This window comes from Providencia sp. PROV205 (genome assembly GCF_028479505.1).
In the GTDB taxonomy this organism is placed as follows: domain Bacteria; phylum Pseudomonadota; class Gammaproteobacteria; order Enterobacterales; family Enterobacteriaceae; genus Providencia; species Providencia huaxiensis.
Map to the genome: position 1 here is coordinate 21,419 of NZ_JAMPNU010000031.1, position 15,149 is coordinate 36,567.

The following is a 15,149-nucleotide window of genomic DNA, read 5'->3' on the forward strand; positions in this document are numbered from 1 at the left end:
TAAATATTCGGTTTTTTCTTCGTTTTATGGCATACAGGATGATATTGCCGCAATGACAGTTTGCGTATCAACATCTGAACGCATTTCCGAATGGCCGATTGTGGTAGGTAAAATTAAATGCAGTTTTCCACCCATCACTTTTTTATCCCGCATCATATGTGGAAGATAATCATCGGGCTTCATTTGTGAAGGGCCTTTGACGGGAAGTGATGCACGCTTTAAAAGTGTGACTACCCGCTGAGTTTGTTCAGGAGTAAATTGACCAAGCAATTCAGCTGTTTTTGCTGCCATGACCATACCAGCGGCTACAGCTTCACCATGTAACCAGACGCCATAACCCATATGCGCCTCGATAGCGTGCCCAAAAGTATGACCTAAGTTTAATAGTGCACGTAACCCACTAGTTTCTTTTTCATCCGCAGCAACGACTTGTGCTTTTAGTTCACAACAACGGCGAATACAGTAGGCCATCGCTTGGTCATCAAGAGAGAGGAGAGCATCAATATTCTCTTCTAGCCAGCTAAAAAACTCACTATCGAGGATAATGCCGTATTTAATGACTTCAGCTAAGCCGGAGGCGAGTTCTCTTGGTGGAAGTGTTTTCAAGCAGTTGAGATCAACCACAACAGAAGCCGGTTGATAAAATGCACCGATCATATTTTTCCCTAATGGATGATTGACGGCGGTTTTACCACCGACAGAAGAATCCACTTGAGATAATAAGGTTGTAGGGACTTGAATAAAACGCACGCCACGCTGATAGCTTGCTGCAGCAAAGCCTGTAAGGTCGCCAATGACGCCCCCACCAAGAGCGATGAGGGTGGTGTCACGGTTATGGTGTTTTTCAAGTAATGCGGTAAATACATCATTCATAATGAATAATGATTTGTATTGTTCACCATCGGGTAAAATGATGGTATCAACTTTTACGCCTGAAGATTCAAGGGCATTCTTTATCTTATCGAGATAAATAGGGGCAAGAGTTTCATTTGTCACAACCATTGCTCGTTGACCCGCAGTTAATGGCCAAAACGCCCCCGTTTGTTGATATAAGCCGGGTGCAATATTGATTGGATAACTACGTTCGCCTAGAGTGACGGTGACTTTTTCCATCTTGCTTTACCACCTTGAGTTCATTTTTGAAAATAACACCATGAATAATTAGTTTTTTTCTAATAGTTCAATGATTTGGCTGGCAACAACTTTTGCGCTTTGCTCATCAGTATGAATAGTAATATCAGCAATTTCTTCATACATAGGATTACGTTCGTCAGCCAGTTTCTCAAGTACCTCACGTGCGGGTTCGTCAACTTGTAGCAGTGGACGTTTTTTGTCACGTTGTGTACGAGATAGTTGTTTCTCAATAGTGGTCTCAAGATAAACAACGACACCGCGAGCGGATAAGCGGTTACGAGTCTCTTTGGACTTAACAGAGCCACCGCCCGTTGCTAATACAATGCCTTGTTTCTCTGTAAGCTCATTGATGATTTTTTCTTCGCGATCGCGAAAGCCTTCTTCGCCTTCAAGGTCGAATACCCAGCCTACATCCGCGCCAGTGCGTTTTTCTATCTCGTGATCAGAGTCGAAAAACTCCATATTAAGCTGTTGAGCCAACTGACGGCCAATAGTACTTTTGCCAGCACCCATTGGTCCAACCAGAAAGATATTGCGTTTCTCTGCCATGTTTTTTGGTATTACTACGATTATTCGTTAATGATTACCCGCCCCGCCAATCAGATTAGCGGCGGGACCTAAACTGAAACCTCATAAGTGATGATGTGAGATCAGATAAGAAAATTATCTCAATACATCAACCTGAATTGCAACTATATAAATATGGCACTAAGCATGCAAAGTGCCATATTTCAAATTACAGGTTTCGATATTTGAGCCGTCTATGTTGTCTAATGCCTTGTTTATCATGGTTTTTAACAGTTTTTAGCTATTAGTATTAGCTAGCTATTTCTGTTAAGTGTAGAGCAACATTAATTGTGGCTGTTTTATAAGCGACTGACAGCTTGTTCTTTAATCTACGGATAGTTAGAACACTCAATGGATAACCTTGTATGCTAAAACGACGCCAGCGTCAAATTTATCCGGTAGGTTTATGGCATAAAAAATATTTTTTTTTGTCATCTTTGACTTATTGCGTATTCAACTAGTTGAAGTATATGTGTTATTTTCCCCATATTAAATATTGATAAGTTTTGGTGTTATAAAAACAATAAGGACACGCTTATCTGTATGCTCTGCCGTATTTGTAAATAATGCCCCTAAGAAAGGGATATGGGATAAAAAAGGTAACCCCATCTCTGTTTTTTCTTGTTTTTGCTGAAAAATCCCCCCAAGAATAAGGGTTTCGTTATTTTTGATGGTGACGGTTGTGGCGATTTCTTGCTTATTGATGGCCAAGTGATGATGTTGACTGCTCGTGAGTGCCGTATCAGGCGAGTTATGGCTAATTTTAAGGATTAACTCAATTTTTTCATCACGTGCAATGGAAGGTGTGACATCCATCCCCAGTACAGCGTCTTTAAATTGTACGTGAGTTTTCTTTTCACTACTGGTGACGTAGGGGATCTCTGTACCTTGCTGAATACTTGCGGCTTGTTGATGTGAAGCAACTAAGCGAGGACTTGCAATAATAGAAAGCAGATTTTCTTTTTCTAATGCTTTTAGTTTCATTTCAAGTAAACCATCACTAAGGCTAAGAACGTTGAAGGAAAATTGCCCTGATGTTGAAGAGTAACGGTTGTAGCGATTTAAATGATTAGTGGTCAGATTTCCCCCTGTCATCATTCCCCACTCTAAACCCAATTCTTGTAATGCAGTTCGGCTGCTACTAATGATATGTGCGGTGATTTGCACTTGTTTATTCGGCTTATCTTTATGTTTTATCCACTCATCAATCAGTGCTAACCGCTCTGGACTATCTTTAATAATGAGACTGTTTGTCGTGATATCGTGATGGATAGATGCATTTTTTGATAATAACGAAGTACCTGAATGCTTTAATAGATGATGAACTTCTTCGACATTGATTGAGACTAATTTAAATATTTTTTCGGTTAGTGATGTTTTATTTGGTGTTATTGGTGCGACTACTGTCTCTGAGTTGAGGTGATTTTCTGTTGTAAAAGGTGGCGTTAGTGGTGCAAAGGGATCTCGAATCTCTTCGGCAGAGACTAAAAATGAAAATAGAAAGAAGAGCCCCACAACAATCACTTTGGGAATGTTAATTAGTGAACTATTCATTATGGTTATCATCCTTGATAGCGAGAGAGTTGTTGAATAATGAAAATGAGATGGCGGTAACGATAATCCCTTGTTTTAAATATATTTTTATATCATGGAAATGCCATTTTTGTGTTTGAGGAAGGGTAAGAAGCTGTTCTATAACGTGATAAATAGGAATGAAAGTGCCCTGAAGTTCCATGAAATAGGTATTGATATCAGTTGGTTGTAACTGGTTAAGTGTGACAGATGAATGTGAGAGTAAGGTATTTAACTGCGCAAGGGATTCAAGAGGCGCTTCTTGAATATTAACGGATTGTTTTAACAATTGAGCTTGTTTTTCAAGCTGTTGTAATGAAGGTGAGCGGTAGATGATTTTTGTTTCTTTTGCGATGGCTTCAATTAAATTCAGGTTTTCAGTATCTAATTCCATGATTTTATTTTGATTTTCCTTCCAGTGTAAAAAATACCCCATTGAGATACAAAGCGCAATTAAGAACCAAACAGGTAGAGTTTGTTGCCAAAATGGGCGATACCAAAAAGAATGTGTTGATTCACTCATCGAGGCCCCCTTGATATTTGGCTGTTAGATGTAAACGGTTTAACTGATTCACTCGGCTGATTTTTTTCAATTGAATGTCACTCAAACCAGGATGATTTTTAAGTTGTAGGCCGAGCGAGTTGATATCTTGAAAGTCATAGCTGTTAGCTTTGATTTCTATTTTGTTATTCATTAACTGTAGATTTGTTAGCCAGCTTCTGGGGGGAGTTATAGTTGAAAGATTTTGTAAGAGACCAAGTAAAAATTGGTTATTTACCATAATGTTATCTATCTTTCTTTTTTGGTTCATTAAACGATTAATTTGTGTTTGTTGATCTGTGATTTGCAATGTTAATTGTTGTATCTGTTCGTATTGCAGTTGGTTATTATGCTTTCTGTTTTTTAGGTCTTCTATCTCAATATGTTGAAAAATAAATAAAAATACACATGCTGTAATCACCGAGCAGCAAATCACAGAACAAAAAAGTAAAAACGCTCGGATCTTCTTTTTTATTTGCCGTTGGCGCCAAGGGAGAAAATTAACTTGGTATAGTTCCATCAGTTAAATATCTCCATGACGTAAAGCAAGACCAGCCGCAATCACAAAATCTCCCAGCAATTGGGGTAATTTAATATTACTCTGTTGAAAAGCTTGGCGTAATTCCCAGAGATGAGCTGCCTCAGCAGTACGATGAGTATGCTGATGGTCTGTAATGAGGTAGATAGGTGAGGCGGGAGAGGTGTTTTCTTGATCAAGAAAGGGCAGTAAATGAGAAATTGTTGGGATATCGGTATCTTGCAAATGGTTATAATTCGCTGGCTGGCTAATTGGCCCTGACCAAAGCCATTCACCTTGACGATAATGAACAACCCAACATTCATCGGGTAAACCCGCATTTCTTGCCACATAGCGTAAAGCTATGGGGGCGACATCAATAGCCAGCAGGTTGAACCCGCTTTCTGTAAGTAGGTTTTGCCAAAAAGTAATATCTGACTGGCGAGCCCCATTAAAATAAACTTGTTGCTTGATGACACGATAGTCGATAACTAGCTCTTGGGCGTGCATAGCAAAACGTTTTTCAGCTTGAGATTGTAAATACCAACCGAGTTCTGGCTGTGGTAAATTGATTTCACTTGGTAATGAAATTTGTTGTTTTATTGTGCGAACAGCGGGTAATGCGAAGGAGACAGAACACTTTTTAGGTAATTTCTGACGCCATTGTAATAAAATATTCAGTAAAATTTTATATTGTTCATGGCTAGAACTATCCGTCAGCTCGAATGGTAATTGTTGTTGCCAACATTCACATAAGTGCCAATATTGTCTGCGCCGCTTTGCAGCGACTAGCTGTATTCTATCTTGATATAGGTCGATCCCAATGTTCCATTTTGATGTATACATAATTAATTTCCTTATCATTAACAAATAAATTACGTTTTCTATTGTGCTGTATAAGCTTTATACTGTGTGTTAGTGATATCTAAACCCTCTTGTTAGTCGAGCATGGGAATTTTCCGGTGAAGTTCGTAAAATATTTTTTTATTCTTGTTTTCTGTTGCATTTTTTTGGGAACCGCCTCGATTTATGGCATGTATAAATATGTTGAAGGTGAGTTACCTGATGTAGCAACAATGAAGGACATTCGTCTGCAAATTCCAATGCAGGTATACAGTGCGGATAACGAATTGATTGCCCAATATGGGGAAAAACGTCGTATTCCTTTGCCGCTGGCCGAAATCCCTCCTTTAATGATAAAAGCGTTTATCGCCACTGAAGATAGCCGTTTTTATGACCACCATGGGATTGATCCTATTGGTATTTTCCGTGCAGTTACCGTAATGGCATCATCTGGTCACGCCTCCCAGGGGGCGAGTACGATCACGCAGCAGCTCGCGAGAAACTTTTATTTAAGTCCTGAAAAAACCTTGATGCGTAAAGCTAAAGAGGCATTTTTGGCTATTCGCATTGAGCAGCTTTTTACTAAAGATGAAATTATGGAGCTGTACCTGAATAAAATTTATTTAGGTAACCGTGCTTATGGCGTCGGGGCGGCTGCATACGTTTATTTTGGTAAGACAGTGGATGAGTTGACCCTCAGTGAAATTGCGATGATTGCGGGTTTACCAAAAGCACCTTCTACATTTAACCCGCTGTACTCTTATGATCGTGCGGTAAGCCGTCGTAATGTGGTCCTTTCTCGTATGTTTGAGGAAAAGTACATTACTCAAGACCAGTATGAACAAGCAAAAAATGAAAAAATAGTGGCTTCGTATCATGCGCCGAAAATCGATTTTTCTGCACCGTATTTAGCTGAAATGGCGCGTCAAACCCTGTTTGATAAATATGGCGAAGATGCCTATACCGATGGATATAAAGTCTACACTACGGTGATCCGTAAAGATCAGGAAGCTGCCACAACGGCAGTTCGTAATAATTTGATCGACTACGATACGCGTCATGGTTATCGCGGCCCTGCTGAGGTTTTATGGAAACAGAATGAAACCGCTTGGACAGCAGAGCAGATTGTCGAAAAATTGAAAAAAATGCCTACCTATGGTCCTTTAATGCCAGCTGTCGTCACATCTGCCACCGCTTCAGAAGCACAAGTGATGTTAGCTGATGGTTCGCAAATCCCTATTACGATGACCGGAGTGCGTTGGGCGCGTAAATTTATTTCAGATACTCAACAAGGTGCCGCGCCAAGAGCTGTAAACGCAGTCATGCAGGTGGGTGAGCAAATTTGGGTTAGAAAAGTTAAAGATAACTGGTGGTTAGGGCAAGTACCTGATGTGAATGCGGCATTTGTTGCCTTAAACCCAAATGACGGTGCAATTATTGCACTTGTTGGTGGGTTTGACTTCAATATGAGTGAATTCAACCGGGTCACCCAATCATTGCGACAAGTGGGTTCGAATATTAAACCTTTCTTGTATACAGCCGCGATGGATAAAGGCCTGACTTTGTCATCATTACTTAATGATGTGCCGATTAGCCGTTGGGATGCGGGCGCTGGTTCTGATTGGCGTCCTAAAAATTCACCACCTCGATATGATGGACCGATTCGGTTGCGCCAAGGTTTAGGTCAATCAAAAAACGTCGTGATGGTTCGAGCAATGAGAGCCATGGGCGTGGATTATGCCGCTGATTATCTGACACGTTTTGGCTTCCCAGCGGAAAATATTAACCGTACAGAGGCATTAGCGTTAGGTGCACCATCATTTACACCAATGCAAATGGTTCGTGGGTATGCCGTCATGGCCAATGGCGGGTATTTGATTGACCCATACTATATTTCGAAGATCGAAAATCATAATGATGAGGTTATTTTCGAAGCCAATCCTAAAATAGCATGCCCTGATTGCACGGATATTCCTGTGATTTATGGGGATACCGAGCGCACTATTGCGAGCAAAGGTATTGATGATGATTCTACCGAAGAAGTGACACAGTCCGACAATACGGTGATACAAGAGCCAACAATGGAGCTAACAACGGCAGCTGACCTAAATGGGAGCTCCGCTGACCAATATGCACCTCATGTGATTAATACCCCACTCGCATTCTTAATTAGGGATGCGATGATGACCAATATCTATGGTGAGCCCGGTTGGTCTGGTACTGGTTGGCGTGCAGCGAGAGACTTAGGTGGTCGGCGTGATATTGGTGGGAAAACAGGAACCACGAATAGCTCGAAAGATGCTTGGTTCTCTGGTTATGGCCCAGATGTTGTTGCTTCTGCATGGATAGGTTTTGATGATAATAGGCGTACATTAGGCCGCGGTGAAGCTGGCGCGAAAAGCGCACAACCAATGTGGGACGACTTTATGAAGTCAATTTTGGCCGGGGTGCCAGTCAAAACAATGAAGCCGCCTAAGGGGGTTATTTCTGTATCCATTGATAGCCGAACAGGTCAATTAGGTTCTTCCCGCCGTGAGTATTTTATTGAAGGAACTGAACCGAAAGAACATGCAGTTCAAGAGGTGGGTACGACAATTTCTACGGAAGGTGGGGTTAGCCAAGAGTTATTTTAACGTTATTGTTGGCTAAGTTTTCACCATTAGCACCCCATTGTTGATTTTAAACATGGGGTGTTTTCTATAGAGAAAACTAATATATCAGTGGGTTACATAGCCACACATATGATGGGTTATGGAAATAACATTCCGCTGATACAATAAAACGTATTTTTACTTAATACTTTTTAAGTAACGTTCTAGATAGAAAAGTGCGCTAATATTCCGAGCTTCGTTGAAATCTGGGTGTTCTAGTAATTCCATCATTCGAGATATTGGCCATAGTTCTTGCTGTAGAGGCTCAGGCTCATCTCCTTCGAGTTTTTCGCTGTATAAGTCTTGAGCGATAAGAATATTCATTTTACTCGAAAAGTATGAGGGTGACATTGTCAGTTTGGCGAGCTGAACAATGTGATTAGCGCCATAACCAATTTCTTCTTTGAGTTCACGCTGGGCTGCTTCAATGGCGATTTCACCGGGGTCGATAGCACCTTTGGGAAAGCCTAATTCATAGCTTTCAATCCCGACAGCGTATTCGCGAATGAGAATGAGGTTATCACCCATGATAGGAACGATAAGAACCGCTTCGCGTTTTGCGGGCCGCATTCTTTCATAGACTCGTTTTTCACCATTGCTAAATTCGAGGTCAACTGATTGAATGCTGAATAATTTTGATTGAGCAACATCTTGAATATTCAAGATTTTAGGTTTTTTTAACTCTGTCATAACGATTTCCGAACAGGATGAGTAAAATCTATTGCTAAAAGCCTATTTCATTGATTTACAGGACACAGTTTATCTAGCTCGGTCTGTATTTTGAAATCATCATACAACTATGACCTATATCAAAATAAAATGATAGATATTATCGAGTAGATAAAATGCTGTTAGTATAATCGGCTCAAACAAATAATATGGGTAAATAAATAAAACATTTTTTACAAGGTGTTGTAATTTAAAACAAAAACCACAAATAGAATAGGAATCGGCTTATTTTTAGGAAGTGTGAGGGCTGATATGCTTTTCTTATTCATTTTTCATTGGGGAAACAATGCTGAACCATGTCATTATAACGGCTATAATTGTTATTAGCCTAACTATAATGGCTTCCTTCCTATTTTTTAGGCGGGGGCGGCGTTCTGGCGTCTATCAAATACCTTCTGTTGCGTCACCATCATTTAGGAAAATGATTGATTCAGATTACCAAACCATCTCCCAGTATTTGAATTATTGCGCTGCTATATCAATAAATACTTCTCAATATCCATGGCAAATCAAAAAAAATTCAATAATTGCCACGGTTTGTCATTCATTAACGCGTTTTAACTTACGTCAAGAACAGGGGAATAGCTGGCGCTATTTCATTGATACCATTGAGGTTCAGCTCCCTTCGCAGCTTGAACCTTTTTTGCAACGCCAAAATGTCATGGAGATTGTAGAAACTGACCACTTACCCTTGATCATTTCAATGAACAGCCATTCGTTGAAGGATTTCAGTGGTGAATGGCAAACAGGTGTACCAAGCGACTCAACATGGTCTGATGCGGCGATTCAAGAACGTGGTGAACATAGTATTGAGCGATTGAAAGTTCGTAAAGAGACGCTTGAAGAGCATAGGTTACACCATTCTACAGGTTGGCTTGGCGCCGCAATTATTTGCCTGAGTTTTTTATTTGGTTATTTAACCCTCGTTTCAATTCCGTTATTACAGGAATCGGGGTTAGTGATTACCATGATTACGTTTGTTATTGGGTTACTTGTTCTCTTTCGCTCTAGGATGTTTCCTCGAAAATATCAAGATATTCAATGTATTCACGGTCAGCCAAAGCGCTGGGAACTCTATGGTGAGCTTGATAAAAAATATTCCACGAATACGTCTATTGCAGGTATTGACTTGTACTACCCCAGTCATTGGGCAAATTATTTAAAATACGAAGAGAATCAAGCTGTTAATATTGATTTTTATACGACTGGTGAGGTAGTTAAGCACGGCAAGTACCTTTCTTTGCATGAAGAAGAACGTTATTACCCATACAAGCGGTTCAAAAAGAATGTATTGATGTTAGTTGGGGCATTGTTAACGATGACTCTGATATTTGCCTATCAACTGATGGGGTTACCGATAAAACTCGGTTTTGCTTGGTTAGGTGGCACAGAGAAAATTAAGGTTGATAGCCCTAATGATCTTGTTTCTCGGCCAATAAAAATTGGGGATACATTAGTTGCCCAAGGGAAAGGGATGTGTTACCGCCCTCCAAATTTGAATAAAGAAAACCAAGCACAATTTGTGCCGTTTGATTGCTCAGGTATTTATTGGAATGATGTTAGTTTATTGACCGAGCCTCAATCGGAAGTTGTTGAGCGCTCAATAACATTGCTTGATACCGTCAAAAGCCAGTTGCATCCAGATAAAAACTCGGTAGGCGTTAACCCAAGATTACAGCGCGATATTATGAAATCAGGGATGAATATTATCTTTGATTTTTCAGCTATTATTATGGGAACAGAGCAACTGTGCCATAATTCTGATAACTGCCTAAAACTAAAAAATGCGCTGACTAACCTAGGAAGTACAGAGGATTGGCCTACTTTAGTAAAAAAAGCGTCCGCGGGGAAATTAAAAGGGGCTCATGTTTTATTACGTGCAGGCAGTGCTGAGGCCTTGGAAAACATCGTGGAAGACACCATATATGATTTTATCAGTACAGAAATAGACAGAGAAGTGCGCAAGATTAATAGTCCGCCCCCTGGCGGTGTTTTATTAATTAGTGATGAAAATAAGCCTTTAGTCGATTCGATACCGGGAATTTCTTTTAATGAGCAATCGCCATTACAGCGCTGGCAAGAGCTGCAAAGGTTATCAAATCTTCTGATCAATACACCGTTCAATATTGAAGGGGTTATTACTCGTTTATCCGTAGATGCCAATGGCACATTGCAGATTGTGTTGCATGAAGAACCCAATGCAAAAGTGGTATCTCAGTATATATGTAGTGCGCTTTTTATACTGTTTTTGTTGGTGTGTGCGCTGTTAAATGGTTCGTTGATTGTGCTACGTGTTTTGAATAATAAGAAGCGTTTGCGTAATATCACAGAATATTATGATAAATGCTTTGAGGCTAATCCCCCTCCCTATCGTCGATAGTATCATCCCGAAAATAGAGGGAGCCTCTTCTTAGTTTGATTCAGACTTATGTCGAGGAGGCCCCATGAATCAATCCACTATAGAACCTGTTCGCCTTGATAAATGGCTGTGGGCTGCGCGATTCTATAAAACGCGTGCCGTCGCCCGTGAAATGATTGAAGGCGGTAAAGTCCATTACAATGGGCAAAGAACTAAGCCTGGGAAAATTGTTGAGCTGCATGGGGTCGTTAAACTTCGGCAAGGTAATGATGAACGTACGGTTGAAATCATGCAGATCAGCAGCCAGCGCAAAGGTGCACCGGAAGCACAGTCCCTGTACAGTGAAACCGTAGAAAGTATTGAGCAACGAGAGAAAATGGCACAAGCACGTAAGATGAACGCACTTACGATGCCACATCCAGAGCGACGTCCAGATAAGAAAGAACGGCGTACTCTGTTAAAGTTTAAACAAACAAATTCTCATGAGTCGTCTTAATGACGGCCTGAGCAACAGTCAGAGCAATAGAGAGATATTATGGCAAACCAAGACTCACTCCACCGTTTTTTATTTGAACAACATTCCGTTCGTGGAGAAATGATTAGTGTTGATGAAACTTTTGAACATATTTTAGAAAACCATGACTACCCAACAGCGGTAAAAGGTTTGCTAGGAGAGTTGCTTGTTGCAACCAGTTTATTAACGGCAACGTTGAAGTTCGATGGCGATATTACTGTCCAAATTCAAGGTGATGGCCCTGTTAATTTGGCGGTTATCAACGGTAATAATTTACAACAGATGCGTGGTGTTGCACGTGTAGATGGCCCGGTTGTTGCAGGTAGCACCCTGAAACAGATGGTTGGTAACGGCTTTATAGTGATTACTATTACACCGAGTCAAGGTGAACGTTATCAAGGGATTGTAGCGATCGAAGGGGATTCTATCGAAGAAAGCATTGATGCCTATTTCCGCCAATCAGAGCAATTACCAACCCGTTTATTCATCCGTGTGGGTGAAGTGGATGGGAAACCAAGTGCAGGTGGCATGTTGTTGCAAGTTTTGCCAGCAGCAAATGACACAAGCCATGACTTTTTTGACCACTTAGTGCAACTGACGGCCACGATTAAGGGCCAAGAACTGAGTACATTGGATGTGAAAGAGGTTTTACATCGTCTTTATCATGAAGAAGATGTCACGCTATATGACCCACAATCTGTCGAGTTTCGTTGTACTTGTTCAAGGGAGCGTTGTGAAAGTACATTAGCCACCTTACCTAAGGAAGATGTTATCGATATTTTGCACAAAGATGGGAAAATTGATATGGAATGTGAATTTTGTGGCTCACACTACGTATTTATTGAATCTGATCTTCAAGGGTTAAATAATGAGCTAAATCAGCAACTTCACTGATACGATTTAGCAACCTAATTATGTGACAAGGGTGCAATTCTGCACCTTTTTTTTATAATTTTAAAGCATTATTACGTGCTCTAAGTCTCATTATGAATTAAAAAAAATTATACATTTTCAATTCTTTGATAGCAATCGCTGTTAATTAGTCGTAAAGAATTATGATCATCCGCAGATTAGTTATGTTTACCAGGAGCAATATAATGAGCGCTAAAAGCATTACCCTGAAGGAACTTGAAAAGTACGGTATTCATGATGTAGCTGAAGTGGTTTATAACCCAAGTTACGAGCTATTATTCACGGAAGAAACTAAGCCAGGACTTGAAGGTTATGAACGTGGAACAGTGACCACTTTAGGTGCTGTTGCGGTTGATACTGGTATCTTTACTGGCCGTTCACCAAAAGATAAATATATTGTACGTGATGACGTGACTCGCGATACAGTTTGGTGGGCAGACCAAGGTAAAGGTAAAAATGACAACAAACCTATGTCACAAGAAGTTTGGGCGGATCTCAAACATTTAGTGACGGAACAACTGTCAGGTAAACGTTTGTTTATCATTGATGCATTCTGTGGTGCGAACGCTGACACGCGTCTAAAAGTACGTTTTATCACTGAAGTTGCATGGCAGGCGCATTTCGTTAAAAACATGTTCATTCGCCCATCTGATGAAGAGTTAGTGGGTTTTGAACCTGATTTCATCGTTATGAATGGTGCGAAATGCACTAACCCGAATTGGAAAGCACAAGGTTTGAATTCAGAAAACTTTGTTGCGTTCAACTTAACAGAACGCATGCAACTGATCGGTGGCTCTTGGTACGGCGGCGAAATGAAGAAAGGTATGTTCTCTATGATGAACTACCTGTTGCCATTAAAAGGCATTGCATCTATGCACTGTTCCGCTAACGTCGGTGAGAAAGGCGATGTAGCTATTTTCTTTGGTTTATCTGGAACAGGTAAAACCACGCTTTCTACCGATCCAAAACGTAAGTTAATTGGTGACGATGAACACGGTTGGGATGATGACGGCGTATTCAACTTTGAAGGCGGTTGCTACGCAAAAACGATCAACCTATCTAAAGAAGCTGAGCCAGACATCTATGGCGCTATCAAACGTGATGCGTTATTGGAAAACGTGGTGGTATTGGCTGATGGTTCAGTCGATTTCAATGATGGTTCAAAAACAGAAAACACTCGTGTTTCTTACCCAATCTACCACATTGACAACATTGTAAAACCTGTTTCTAAAGCAGGCCATGCAACAAAAGTTATCTTCTTAACCGCAGATGCATTTGGTGTGTTACCGCCTGTTTCTCGTTTAACGCCTGAGCAAACTCAGTACCACTTCCTGTCGGGCTTTACTGCGAAATTAGCCGGTACAGAGCGTGGTGTGACGGAGCCGACTCCAACATTCTCTGCATGTTTTGGTGCTGCATTCTTATCACTGCACCCAACACAATACGCTGAAGTATTAGTTAAGCGTATGGAAGCAGTGGGCGCGAAAGCTTACTTAGTGAATACAGGTTGGAATGGTACAGGTAAACGTATTTCTATCAAAGATACACGTGCCATCATCGATGCTATCTTAAGTGGCGATATCGAAAAAGCAGACATGATTAAACTACCGGTATTCGATTTAGAAGTCCCAACAGCATTACCGGGTGTGGATACCAATATCCTTGACCCACGTAATACTTATGCAGACAAAGCACAGTGGGATGAAAAAGCGCAAGACTTAGCGGAACGTTTCGTGAACAACTTTGATAAGTACACGGACACTCCAGCAGGCGCGGCACTGGTGAAAGCAGGGCCAAAACTGTAATTGGTTTTGTGAGTAGGTAGTAGCAGAAAGGCTCTACGTTGGTAGAGCCTTTTTTGTTGTGAAAATGATTATTCTGCGGCTGGTAAGTCAAACAATAGAATTTCGCTATCTTCACTCGCTTTGATGGAGAGTTCAGTTTCCTGCCAAATGGCTAAACCATCGCTGGTGGTTGCTTTTTGGCCATTCACTTCAACATCCCCTTTAACGACTTGGATCCACACGACACGTTTATCCGCAATCCTATGAGTGTGTGTTTTATTAGCAGGCAATGCCCAGCGCCACAGTTCCATATCTTGATAAACTTTCAATGCGCCATCACGCGCATCCGGTGATAGCACCAATTGCTTGCCATCTTTGGAATCGAACCGTTTTTGCTCATAACGTGGCTCAATACCTGTTCTTTCAGGAATGATCCAAATTTGGTACAGATGTAGCTCTTCTTCATTGCTTGGGTTGTATTCAGAATGACGAATACCCGTACCTGCACTCATGATTTGGAATTCACCCGCAGGGATTTGCTCCATATTGCCCATGCTGTCTTTATGTTCAACAGCTCCATTGAGCACATAGGTCAATATCTCCATATCTTTATGGGGATGTGTTCCAAACCCTTGGCCTGCAGCAATAAAGTCTTCGTTAATCACTCTCAGCGCAGAAAAGCCCATAAATTGCTCGTCATAGTAGCTAGAGAATGAAAAGGTATGCCAACTGTCGAGCCATCCATGGTTTGCATGACCACGTTCGTTTGCTTTGCGTAAATAGATCATCGTGTTCTCTCCTGTACGGATTCCAACCTTGGTTGAACTCGCTCTAAATGTATTGATGACAGTTTAACCATTTTGCTAAAAGAGAAAAGTAGCTGCCATTAACCATAGGATCCAAAAAATTTGAATAAGTAGGTTTGAGATAAGTTAAGAAAATGGATAGGAAATGATGATGTGGGAATTTTAACCAATTAAGCCGTTGATGCAGATAAAAAAATAGCCAGCGCGAGGCTGGCTAAAG

General features: G+C 40.8%; 13 protein-coding genes. 5 read left to right on the forward strand and 8 right to left on the reverse strand.

The genetic code is table 11. The features are described 5' to 3' along the window. Positions 1 to 24: 24 nt before the first annotated feature. From aroB to PR800_RS17075, 6 genes are all read right to left on the reverse strand, one after another. Positions 25 to 1,113, reverse strand: coding sequence for a 3-dehydroquinate synthase (gene aroB / locus PR800_RS17050; RefSeq protein WP_166268251.1), 1,089 nt, complete (start codon positions 1,111 to 1,113; stop codon positions 25 to 27). Positions 1,114 to 1,161: 48 nt separating this feature from the next. After that, on the reverse strand, positions 1,162 to 1,683 hold the full coding sequence (aroK, locus tag PR800_RS17055; protein ID WP_004906592.1) for a shikimate kinase AroK: 522 nt from the start codon (positions 1,681 to 1,683) through the stop codon (positions 1,162 to 1,164). A 507-nt stretch (positions 1,684 to 2,190) separates the two neighbouring features. Then, positions 2,191 to 3,255 (reverse strand): secretin N-terminal domain-containing protein, encoded by a 1,065-nt coding sequence (locus PR800_RS17060; RefSeq protein WP_231068892.1) that lies wholly within the window; start codon positions 3,253 to 3,255, stop codon positions 2,191 to 2,193. Then, positions 3,248 to 3,796, reverse strand: coding sequence for a hypothetical protein (locus PR800_RS17065; RefSeq protein ID WP_272531181.1), 549 nt, complete (start codon positions 3,794 to 3,796; stop codon positions 3,248 to 3,250). Before PR800_RS17065 ends, PR800_RS17060 begins: the two co-directional genes overlap by 8 nt. Beyond that, complete coding sequence (locus tag PR800_RS17070) at positions 3,789 to 4,334, reverse strand: PilN domain-containing protein (RefSeq protein WP_102140143.1); 546 nt, start codon at positions 4,332 to 4,334, stop codon at positions 3,789 to 3,791. Before PR800_RS17070 ends, PR800_RS17065 begins: the two co-directional genes overlap by 8 nt. A 3-nt stretch (positions 4,335 to 4,337) precedes the next feature. Further along, positions 4,338 to 5,177 carry a pilus assembly protein PilM gene (locus tag PR800_RS17075; protein ID WP_102140144.1) on the reverse strand — a complete coding sequence of 280 codons (840 nt, stop codon included), beginning with the start codon at positions 5,175 to 5,177 and terminating at the stop codon, positions 4,338 to 4,340. 116 nt (positions 5,178 to 5,293) lie between these two features. On the opposite strand from PR800_RS17075, the gene mrcA reads away from it, so the two are divergent. Next, complete coding sequence (gene mrcA, locus PR800_RS17080; protein ID WP_166268257.1) at positions 5,294 to 7,807, forward strand: peptidoglycan glycosyltransferase/peptidoglycan DD-transpeptidase MrcA; 2,514 nt, start codon at positions 5,294 to 5,296, stop codon at positions 7,805 to 7,807. A 156-nt stretch (positions 7,808 to 7,963) separates the two neighbouring features. Here mrcA and nudE read toward each other — a convergent pair whose 3' ends face one another. After that, the gene (nudE, locus tag PR800_RS17085; RefSeq protein WP_102140146.1) at positions 7,964 to 8,515 is read right to left on the reverse strand and encodes an ADP compounds hydrolase NudE; all 552 of its coding nucleotides are present in this window, start codon (positions 8,513 to 8,515) and stop codon (positions 7,964 to 7,966) included. A gap of 325 nt (positions 8,516 to 8,840) precedes the next feature. Between nudE and PR800_RS17090 the strand changes: the two genes are divergently transcribed. The 4 genes from PR800_RS17090 to pckA all read left to right on the forward strand — a co-directional run bounded on the left by PR800_RS17090 (position 8,841) and on the right by pckA (position 14,144). Further along, positions 8,841 to 10,934: an IgaA/UmoB family intracellular growth attenuator gene (locus PR800_RS17090; protein ID WP_272531182.1), complete on the forward strand. Its 2,094-nt coding sequence runs from the start codon at positions 8,841 to 8,843 to the stop codon at positions 10,932 to 10,934. A 64-nt stretch (positions 10,935 to 10,998) separates the two neighbouring features. After that, positions 10,999 to 11,409 (forward strand): ribosome-associated heat shock protein Hsp15, encoded by a 411-nt coding sequence (gene hslR, locus PR800_RS17095; RefSeq protein WP_272531183.1) that lies wholly within the window; start codon positions 10,999 to 11,001, stop codon positions 11,407 to 11,409. A 39-nt stretch (positions 11,410 to 11,448) separates the two neighbouring features. Beyond that, complete coding sequence (gene hslO / locus PR800_RS17100) at positions 11,449 to 12,321, forward strand: Hsp33 family molecular chaperone HslO (protein WP_102140149.1); 873 nt, start codon at positions 11,449 to 11,451, stop codon at positions 12,319 to 12,321. A 203-nt stretch (positions 12,322 to 12,524) separates the two neighbouring features. After that, a complete protein-coding gene (gene pckA, locus PR800_RS17105) occupies positions 12,525 to 14,144 on the forward strand; it encodes a phosphoenolpyruvate carboxykinase (ATP) (protein WP_272531184.1) in 1,620 nt (539 codons plus the stop codon). Between the two features lie 68 nt (positions 14,145 to 14,212). Here the strand turns inward: pckA and PR800_RS17110 are convergent, their stop codons facing one another. After that, complete coding sequence (locus PR800_RS17110; RefSeq protein ID WP_166268263.1) at positions 14,213 to 14,911, reverse strand: pirin family protein; 699 nt, start codon at positions 14,909 to 14,911, stop codon at positions 14,213 to 14,215. Positions 14,912 to 15,149 lie beyond the last annotated feature (238 nt).